The organism is Methanosarcinales archaeon, from assembly GCA_014859725.1.
Lineage (GTDB): Archaea > Halobacteriota > Methanosarcinia > Methanosarcinales > Methanocomedenaceae > Kmv04.
The window spans coordinates 1-8,264 of the sequence record JACUTQ010000104.1 but is presented as its reverse complement, the minus strand read 5'-3'; the positions used below and the strand labels follow the sequence as shown (position 1 = coordinate 8,264).

At 43.3% G+C, this 8,264-nt stretch carries 8 protein-coding genes; 6 read left to right on the top strand and 2 right to left on the bottom strand.

Annotated elements, in window-relative coordinates; genetic code table 11:
- The first annotated feature begins 24 nt into the window (after positions 1–24).
- The 6 genes from IBX40_08935 to gatD all read left to right on the top strand — a co-directional run bounded on the left by IBX40_08935 (position 25) and on the right by gatD (position 4,652).
- On the top strand, positions 25–240 hold the full coding sequence (locus tag IBX40_08935; GenBank protein ID MBE0524437.1) for a hypothetical protein: 216 nt from the start codon (positions 25–27) through the stop codon (positions 238–240).
- A gap of 73 nt (positions 241–313) precedes the next feature.
- A complete protein-coding gene (locus IBX40_08930) occupies positions 314–631 on the top strand; it encodes a type II toxin-antitoxin system VapC family toxin (protein ID MBE0524436.1) in 318 nt (105 codons plus the stop codon).
- 156 nt (positions 632–787) lie between these two features.
- Positions 788–1,009 carry an AbrB/MazE/SpoVT family DNA-binding domain-containing protein gene (locus IBX40_08925; protein MBE0524435.1) on the top strand — a complete coding sequence of 74 codons (222 nt, stop codon included), beginning with the start codon at positions 788–790 and terminating at the stop codon, positions 1,007–1,009.
- A complete protein-coding gene (locus IBX40_08920) occupies positions 1,010–1,351 on the top strand; it encodes a type II toxin-antitoxin system PemK/MazF family toxin (GenBank protein MBE0524434.1) in 342 nt (113 codons plus the stop codon).
- Between the two features lie 581 nt (positions 1,352–1,932).
- Positions 1,933–3,414 (top strand): argininosuccinate lyase, encoded by a 1,482-nt coding sequence (gene argH, locus IBX40_08915; GenBank protein MBE0524433.1) that lies wholly within the window; start codon positions 1,933–1,935, stop codon positions 3,412–3,414.
- Entirely contained in the window at positions 3,411–4,652 is a 1,242-nt protein-coding gene (gene gatD / locus IBX40_08910) for a Glu-tRNA(Gln) amidotransferase subunit GatD (protein ID MBE0524432.1), read from the top strand. Before argH ends, gatD begins: the two co-directional genes overlap by 4 nt.
- Position 4,653: 1 nt before the next feature.
- On the opposite strand, the gene IBX40_08905 is transcribed toward gatD, so the two are convergent.
- Together IBX40_08905 and IBX40_08900 are read right to left on the bottom strand one after the other, a co-directional pair.
- Positions 4,654–7,380 (bottom strand): cation-transporting P-type ATPase, encoded by a 2,727-nt coding sequence (locus IBX40_08905; protein ID MBE0524431.1) that lies wholly within the window; start codon positions 7,378–7,380, stop codon positions 4,654–4,656.
- 16 nt (positions 7,381–7,396) lie between these two features.
- Complete coding sequence (locus IBX40_08900) at positions 7,397–8,248, bottom strand: universal stress protein (GenBank protein MBE0524430.1); 852 nt, start codon at positions 8,246–8,248, stop codon at positions 7,397–7,399.
- Positions 8,249–8,264: the final 16 nt, after the last annotated feature.

Below are 8,264 nucleotides of genomic sequence, written 5' to 3'. Positions count from 1 at the left end.
TATGTTTGAACATATGTTATACCTATGACTAGTAAGACGATTACTATTCGAGAAGATATTTACAATATGCTCCTCTCTCTAAAAGGAACAAATGAGAGTTTCAGTAATTATTTCGAACGTCTTATAAAATCCAGAATTAACATTGATAAACTTAAGGAAATGAGAAGTTCGTTTGAATTCAAGAATAAAGAAGCCCTTTTTGAGGAATTATCAGAGAAAAGAGAGGAGATTAGATATTGATCCTTGTTGATACAGATGTTTTAATCGAAATCCTTGATAAAAATTCAAATAAAGGGGGGAGGCTTTAAAGAAAATTGAAGATGCTGGTGAAGATATTACTTTTACCACAATAAATTTACATGAAATTCTTTTCGGTCTTTATAAATACGCTAATAGTCCGAAAATCGAAAAAATATTGTTGCTTGATGTTACTGATTTTACTAAGGATGATGCAATTCTTTCTGCAAATATTGAGGTAAAAGCAGAGAAAATGGGCAAGAAAGTTCCACGATTTGATGCCATGATCGCTGCTGTGGCTATAAACAAAGGAATTAAATTATTTACATTCAATAAAAGGCATTTCGAAGTATTTGAAGATCTTATTTTGTTTAGTCATTCTTTTTTTCTATGATCACTGACGGTTATTTAGGCTATAATATCTTTAGGATGCATAGAATATCCATCCTAAGTCAGTGCATGAGATTCATGGAGTCCATTCTTTTTTTGATTCAAATCGATTTGAAAGGGCACAAAAGGTTTAATATCTTAGAATCTTAACATCTAAGAAATGAGCGAATTAGTAAAAGTATCATCAAAAGGGCTATTAACCCTTCCTAAGTCTATCCGGGAGCAGTTGGATATTAATATAGGAGATTATTTAGACATTACTATTGAAACCGGTAAAGTAGTTCTTCAAAAAATCGAAATAACACCCAAGAAAATTGATTGGGAGAATGATGATAAAGCGTGGAAGAAGTACTCAGCTAATAAAATTGCCAGGGAACAATAAATGCGGGTAAAACAGGGAAGTATAGTACTTGTAGATTTTTCCTATAGCAACTTGAAAGAAACTAAGTACAGACCTGCTCTGGTGATCAGCTGTTCGAAATATAATGAAACCGCCATTGATGTTGTCGTTTTAAGGGTCACCTCTAGAAGGAGAGGTAGTCTATGGGAATCAGAGATTATAAAAGATAATTTGGCAGAAGGTACTATGGATATAGAACCTAGCTATGTGAGAGTTGATTCCATATACGCAGTCGAAAAAGAAATTATTAGAAAAATTGTTGCACAATTGAAGGAAGAAAAAATTAAAGAAATAAAGACGCAGCTTTTGGAATTATTCTCATAGACCGAAATGGTTCAAGATAAAATTTTGCTCCAGACTTATTATCCCAATGTTCATGCGTGCCCAAATTAAAGAGTAATAATTTTTCCATAGGCTTACGATATCACAATTAATGCACATAACACCCATCTCCGGTAGAGTCACTATACCCCGTACTTGAAGGATACGGGGCTTGTTAACGTTTTTTTGCATATAAACGTTTTTATTAATTCTTAGTTTAACAATCTTGAGTTGAAATATATTCTCAACGACCTCCAGTCCAACACACCCATAGTAGCACCAGGGTGCTCACAGATGATCCGTGCACAATTATTTGAGATGTTAAGAGTACTGTCTCACTATTCTGTTCAATAGTCCTTTGATCTTCTTTGCACTAAAAACTTACGACAGTATTTGGGAGCCGTACTGAATAAAAATTTGTTCATGATCGCTGCAGACTGATATTTCTATAATCTTAATACACAACTCCACACAGGTATTTCCCATAGGAAAGAGCAGTGAAAGTAATAGAAAACAAGAATTATAAAAATATATGTTTCAAAAACTTTATTCCCTTTCATTAATGTATTAGCGTGTGATACCTCATGAATAATATTTTACGACGGGGACGTTTGGAATCCAATGAAGATGCAGAGGTCCTTAATTACACTTCTTCCAAAGATGCAGACAGGTGGATATTCGAAGCAGACCTGGCTGTTGATAATGCTCATGTTATAATGCTCGCTGAAACTGGAATAATTACCAGGGACGAATGCACACTCATACTCTCAACACTTGATGAGATCGAACAGGAAGGGTATGACAAACTTGACATGTCATACGAAGATATCCACATGTCAATAGAAGCAAAGCTCATCGAGAAAGTAGGCCGGGACACGGGCGGCAGGATGCATTCGGCCCGTTCCCGCAACGATGAAGTTGCCACATGTATCAGGCTGGCATTAAGGGACGAATTACTTACCTTGATGCAGAATGTCATCGGACTCAGGAAGGCAATGCTTGAACTTGCCCCGAAACACAAAGAAACACTGATCCCGGGATTCACCCATTTGCAGCATGCTCAGCCCACTACACTGGCTCATCACCTGATTGCCCATCATGATGCTCTGGCAAGGGATTCCCAGAGGTTATGGGGAGCATATCACCGGACCAATCAGTCTCCTTTGGGTGCAGCAGCGTTCGCATCCACAGGATTTGATATCAACCGGGATCGCACCTGTGAACTGTTAGGATTTGACGGCCTGGTTGAAAACTCAATGGATGCAGTAAGTACCAGGGATTTCATTGTCGAAACAACGTCGGTATTTTCCAATATCATGACCAATTTGAGCCGCCTGGCCGAGGAACTTATCCTCTGGAGCAGCGAAGAGTTCGGTCTAATAGAACTGGACGACAGTTTCTGTTCCACTTCATCTATCATGCCCCAGAAAAAGAACCCTGATACTGCCGAACTCATGAGAGCCAAGACCGGTACTGTATATGGATGCCTGATGTCTGTATTAAGTATCACAAAGGCCCTGCCTATGAGCTATAACAGGGACCTGCAGGAAGTAACTCCCCATCTCTGGCGTGCAACATCAGCTACCTCAGGTTCTGTAAATATTGCAAAAGGGATAATTTCCACCATGCAGATCAATGAGGAAAAAATGTCATCTCTGGCAGGTGCAGGTTTTTCAACAGCCACAGAACTTGCCGACACAATTGTACGGACTACGAAGCTTCCTTTCAGGACCGCACATCAGATCGTGGCAACCCTTGCAAAAGGCAATGAATTCACCTTAAATGAAACCGACAGGATAGCGTATGAGATAACAGGTATGAAACTATCTGAAGAGGGACTCAGCCAGGAGCTGTTCGAAGGAGCACTGGATATAATGGAAAATGTCCAGCGCAGGAGTGTTAAGGGCGGTCCGTCACCCAGGGAAGTAAAACGAATGATTGAAGACCGTAATTACCATTTGATGCATGACATTGACATAGTGCTGAAAAAACTCAATTCAGTCCAGGATTCGATAAAAAGGCTTGAGGATGTAAAAGCAGTGTATATTACCAGAGGTAAAAAATGATGATAGAAGTGGGCGATACCGTACAGATCAAACGGGATAGTAACATATACCAGGGGGTCCTGATGCCTTCTACAACAGGTACTACTGTGATAAAACTGAAGAACGGGTATAATGCGGGATTCGACCCCGATAATGTTACCCTGGAATTGATAGGGAAGAAGCAGGATATCCAGGCTGCACCTGTGAAACTGCCTCCATACAATCCAGACCTTCCAAATGTCTCAATCCTGTCCACAGGCGGGACCATAGCCAGTAAGGTGGACTACAGGACCGGAGCCGTGACAAGCCAGTTCACTGCCGAGGATATTATGCTTGCCATCCCGGAACTGTCTGAGATCGCCAATTATAATGGCAGGGTATGTTACAGCATATTATCTGAGAACATGCAGCCTGATTACTGGATACACCTGGCCGAGGAAGTCTATAAAGAGATCAAGGCCGGTGCAGACGGTGTGATAATCACCCACGGCACAGATACTATGATGTATACGGCAGCAGCCATTGCCTTCATGGTCCGGACCCCGGTACCCATCGTATTCGTAGCCAGCCAGCGCAGTTCAGACAGGCCCAGCAGCGATAGTGCCATGAATACCATCTGTGCAGCCAGGGTAGCTACCAGTGACATTGCTGAAGTCACTGTGGTTATGCACGGGACCACATCTGATGATTTTTGCAGCATCCACAGGGCTGCCAGGGTCAGGAAGATGCATACCAGCCGCAGGGACGCTTTCCAGACCATTGATGCAAAGATATTGGGCAAGGCCGACTATCAATCCGGAGAAATTACCACATTCCTGGATTATACCGGGAAAGGAGAACTGGAACTGGCTATCAATACGGCAATTGAGCCAAAATGTATCCTTATCAAATTCACAACCGGTGCAAGCCCCGAGACCCTGCTGTTTGCCAGTGCCAATTATAAGGGTATTGTGCTGGAAGGAACAGGTTTGGGGCATGTTTCCACCGAATGGATCCCTTATATTGAAAGGGCCACCGAGGCCGGGATCCCTGTGGTAATGACCAGCCAGTGCATAAACGGCAGGGTGTGCGATCGGGTGTATGATACTGGCCGTGATATCTTGAAAGCGGGAGCTATTGAAGGAGAAGATATGCTGCCAGAAGTGGCACTGGTGAAATTGATGTGGGCACTGGGGCAGACCAGTGATCCGGATGAGGTCAGGAAGATCATGACCACAGATATTGCCGGGGAGATCACCAAAAGTTCCCGGACCTGGTAGATCAGTTCGTTCTCTTCCTTACCATCAATTTCCGCCCTTCTTCAGCTGCAAATAACAGGAGTGCAAAAGGCACCAGGAACAGCCAGTCTGACAATGAGATGGGTGCCAGGTTCAGTATTTTGTTTCCAATGGGAGTATATACTAACATAGCCTGGAGGATAAGCTCAAATGCGATACCAACAAGAAGCAGCCGGTTGGTGAAGAATCCTATTCTGGATACTGCTTCACGAGATGTGCGGCATACCATACCATTGGCCACCTGGGTGACCACAATAGCAGTCATGGCCATGGTAGTAGCTTTACGATACAACGTGTCAGAGCCAGCAAGTACCGTACCCCATATCCAGCCGCCACCGAAGAGAATAAAGAAGAACCCGGACATTGCTGCCAGAGCTTCAAAAGGACCCAAAAAGAAATAAGCCCTTTTGATAAGTGCAAGATCCAGTAGTCTTGCATCCCTGGGCCGTGGTGGCCTGTCCATTACATTCGGCTCAGGTTTTTCAGTACCTAGAGCCAGCGCCGGTAGCATGTCTGTGCCCAGGTCGATTCCCAGTATCTGTATAATGGTCAGGGGCAGTGGGATCCCTAACATAATAAAAGCAATATAAGGTACTATCTCAGGAATGTTACTGGCAAAAATATATGTGACAAACTTTTTAATATTATCAAAAACCGCCCGTCCTTCCTCCACTGCATTCACGATGCTTGCGAAATTGTCATCCATCAATATCATATCAGCAGATTCCTTTGCCACATCAGTGCCTGTAATCCCCATGGCTATCCCTATGTCAGCGCGTTTCAGGGCTGGTGCATCGTTGACACCATCTCCTGTCATTGCCACGATCTCGCCCATTTCTGATAAGGCATCTACGATATCAAGTTTATACTGAGGTGTCATCCTGGCAAATACCAGTTCCGGGTTTCCAAGTTTTTTAATAAGTTCATCCCTGGATAACGTTGCCACATCATTGGAAACAAGTACAATAGGGGAATCTGATTCTATAAGACCGATCTCACGGGCAACTGCCACCGCAGTGGTACTGTTATCCCCTGTTATCATAATGGTGCGAATACCTGCCCTTTTACATTTCGCGATCGATTCCGGGACTTCTTCACGGGGTGGATCGATCATACCCATAAGCCCAAGAAAAATGAGATCTGCTTCCACTGCCTCTGCAGTGAATTCTTCAGGTGCCGGCCGGTATGCAAAAGCAAGCACTCTCAAAGCGGAGTGTGCAAATGAATCATTGACCTTTTCGATCTCACTTTTCTGTTCACCAGTTAATTCAATAGCAGTACCGTTTACTAATATCTGTGAACAGATGGGCAGCAGTGTTTCCAGTGCACCTTTTACATAAGCTGTCTTTCCCGCATTTGTGTCATTGATAGTACTCATGCGCTTGCGTTCTGAGTCAAATGGAATTTCATGCACCTTTTGGTTTTGATCCTGGATATTTTCGACATCCATAACCTTAGCAGCTGCCACCATGAGAGCTCCTTCAGTGGGGTCTCCTTTGATGCTCCAGCCATTTTCGGTGTTCATAAGTCTGGAATTGTTGCACAGTACAGCATCGATGAACAGAGGTTTAAGGTTCTCGATTGCCTGTTCATCAAGTATATTGCCGCTGGTATCTTTGAGCTCTCCCACCGGATCATATCCTGTACCGCTTATTTCCAGCACCTGATTATTGGAATAAATCCTGCGGACAGTCATCTGATTCTGGGTAAGCGTACCGGTCTTATCAGTACAGATCACGGTGGTGCTTCCCAGGGTCTCTACTGCATTCAGGTTCTTTATAAGGGCATTTCGTTTTGCCATCCGCTGTGAACCCATTGCAAGGGAAAGTGTGACCGTAGGCAGCAAACCTTCCGGGACATTGGCTACAATAATGCCTATGGCAAATAGAAAATTGGTCCAGAAAGGATTGCCTATAATCATCCCGGCAATAAAAAAGAGTAATCCCATTGTGGTGGCAAGTATCGCGACAACTCTGGTTACCCTGTAGGTCTCTTTTTGGATGGGACTGGGCTCGGATTCCACGGTCTGGGTCAGGTGTGCGATCTTGCCGAACTCAGTACCCATCCCGGCTGCAAAAACCACAGCAGTACCGGTCCCGGAAGTAATGAATGTGCCCGCAAAAACGATATTCGGGCTTTCTGTCAATTCCTGGTTTGACGGCTCTGATGAGCGTTTCCTTGGCTCAGATTCCCCTGTCAACGCTGAATTATTGACCCTCAGCTCGAACTGCTCCACAATACGTGCATCTACAGAGATACGGTCCCCTTCTCCTAATTTGATCACATCTCCTGGAACCAGTAATTTGCTATCGATCTGCATATCTGTGCCTGAGCGGGTCACGTTTACAAAATGAGGCAGTAGATTCTGGAGGGCCTGGGCTGCCTTTTCTGCCCTGTATTCCTGAACGAACGTAAATATGGCATTGATGAATATCACGCTGATTATAGCAAAACCCAACAGGTCAAATCCTTCTCCGGGCTGGTAATAATTCCCGATAAAGGATAGTGCAGCTGCGATCCACAAGAGTATTGCAAAAAAATGAATGAACTGGTTCAATAATTTGTATAACAATGGTTTTTTTTTATGGTGGACGATCGTATTTTCGCCGAACTCCAGGAGCCTGGCCGCAGCCGTATGCTTATCAAGTCCCTCAGAAGATGTATTAAGTTTTTCATAAACATCCTCGACTTCAAGCGTTTGAATACGCATTCATTTAACCCCCACATTATATTTTGTATATCGAACCCGGATGCCAGATTATTACATCACATGAGGTTTTACGAAGAATTTCCTCTACCGGGTTCCCCTGCACGATCTTTCTGATTGTGTCCCACTTTGTAGCTCCCATTATTATCAGATCAAAGTGACCTGCGGCAGCATTTATCAATACAGCTTCAGCGTAATTTGGAGCAAAATCTACATGAATATCAGCTGGAATATCGTAATTTGAAAGTTCTTTGGCCAGGGGTTGCATTAACTCACGACCTATACTGCGAAGTCTGAGCTTTTCGTCATGGGTTGTAAGCAGGGAACTGACACGGGATGTTTTTTCAACCCGCAACACTCTTATCCTCGCTTTTGAATATAATTTCGATATAAGATAAGCACGTTCATCGGCATGATATGAACCTATCATAACAGGAACAAGGATTTTTTGTATGTGCAAGGTCTTTCCGGGACGGGTTACTTTGACAACTATCATTGAACAGGTTAACGATCTCATTAGCTTCTGAGATATTGACCTGACAAAGTACCTGCGTTTACTGTCCTTATGACGGGTTGATGAGACCACAAGGTCTATGTTATTAGTTTCAACTATCGATTTAATAGTCTCCACTACCGGACCGTGCATGATCTGTCCATCGGCTTCAATACCCCTGGATATCGCATATTTCACAAGTCTCTCAACCGACAATCTGCCAGAAGTGACATCTTTTTCATCCAGGTCTTTTGTGATTACAAATATAACATCGAGTTTAGCATTACACTGCTCGGCTATCAAAATAGCATACTTAGCAGCCGATTCAGCAGTAAATCCCCCATCAACTGCAGCTAATATCTTATTATAATTCTCCATAAACCCACTTGCATAT

Excerpts from the sequence above, each read along its gene's own strand:
- IBX40_08935 (MBE0524437.1), top strand. The coding sequence starts at position 25 with ATGACTAGTAAGACGATTACTATTCGAGAAGATATTTACAATATGCTC.
- IBX40_08925 (MBE0524435.1), top strand. The coding sequence starts at position 788 with ATGAGCGAATTAGTAAAAGTATCATCAAAAGGGCTATTAACCCTTCCT.
- IBX40_08920 (MBE0524434.1), top strand. The coding sequence starts at position 1,010 with ATGCGGGTAAAACAGGGAAGTATAGTACTTGTAGATTTTTCCTATAGC.
- argH (MBE0524433.1), top strand. The coding sequence starts at position 1,933 with ATGAATAATATTTTACGACGGGGACGTTTGGAATCCAATGAAGATGCA.
- gatD (MBE0524432.1), top strand. The coding sequence starts at position 3,411 with ATGATGATAGAAGTGGGCGATACCGTACAGATCAAACGGGATAGTAAC.
- IBX40_08905 (MBE0524431.1), bottom strand. The coding sequence starts at position 7,380 with ATGCGTATTCAAACGCTTGAAGTCGAGGATGTTTATGAAAAACTTAAT.
- IBX40_08900 (MBE0524430.1), bottom strand. The coding sequence starts at position 8,248 with ATGGAGAATTATAATAAGATATTAGCTGCAGTTGATGGGGGATTTACT.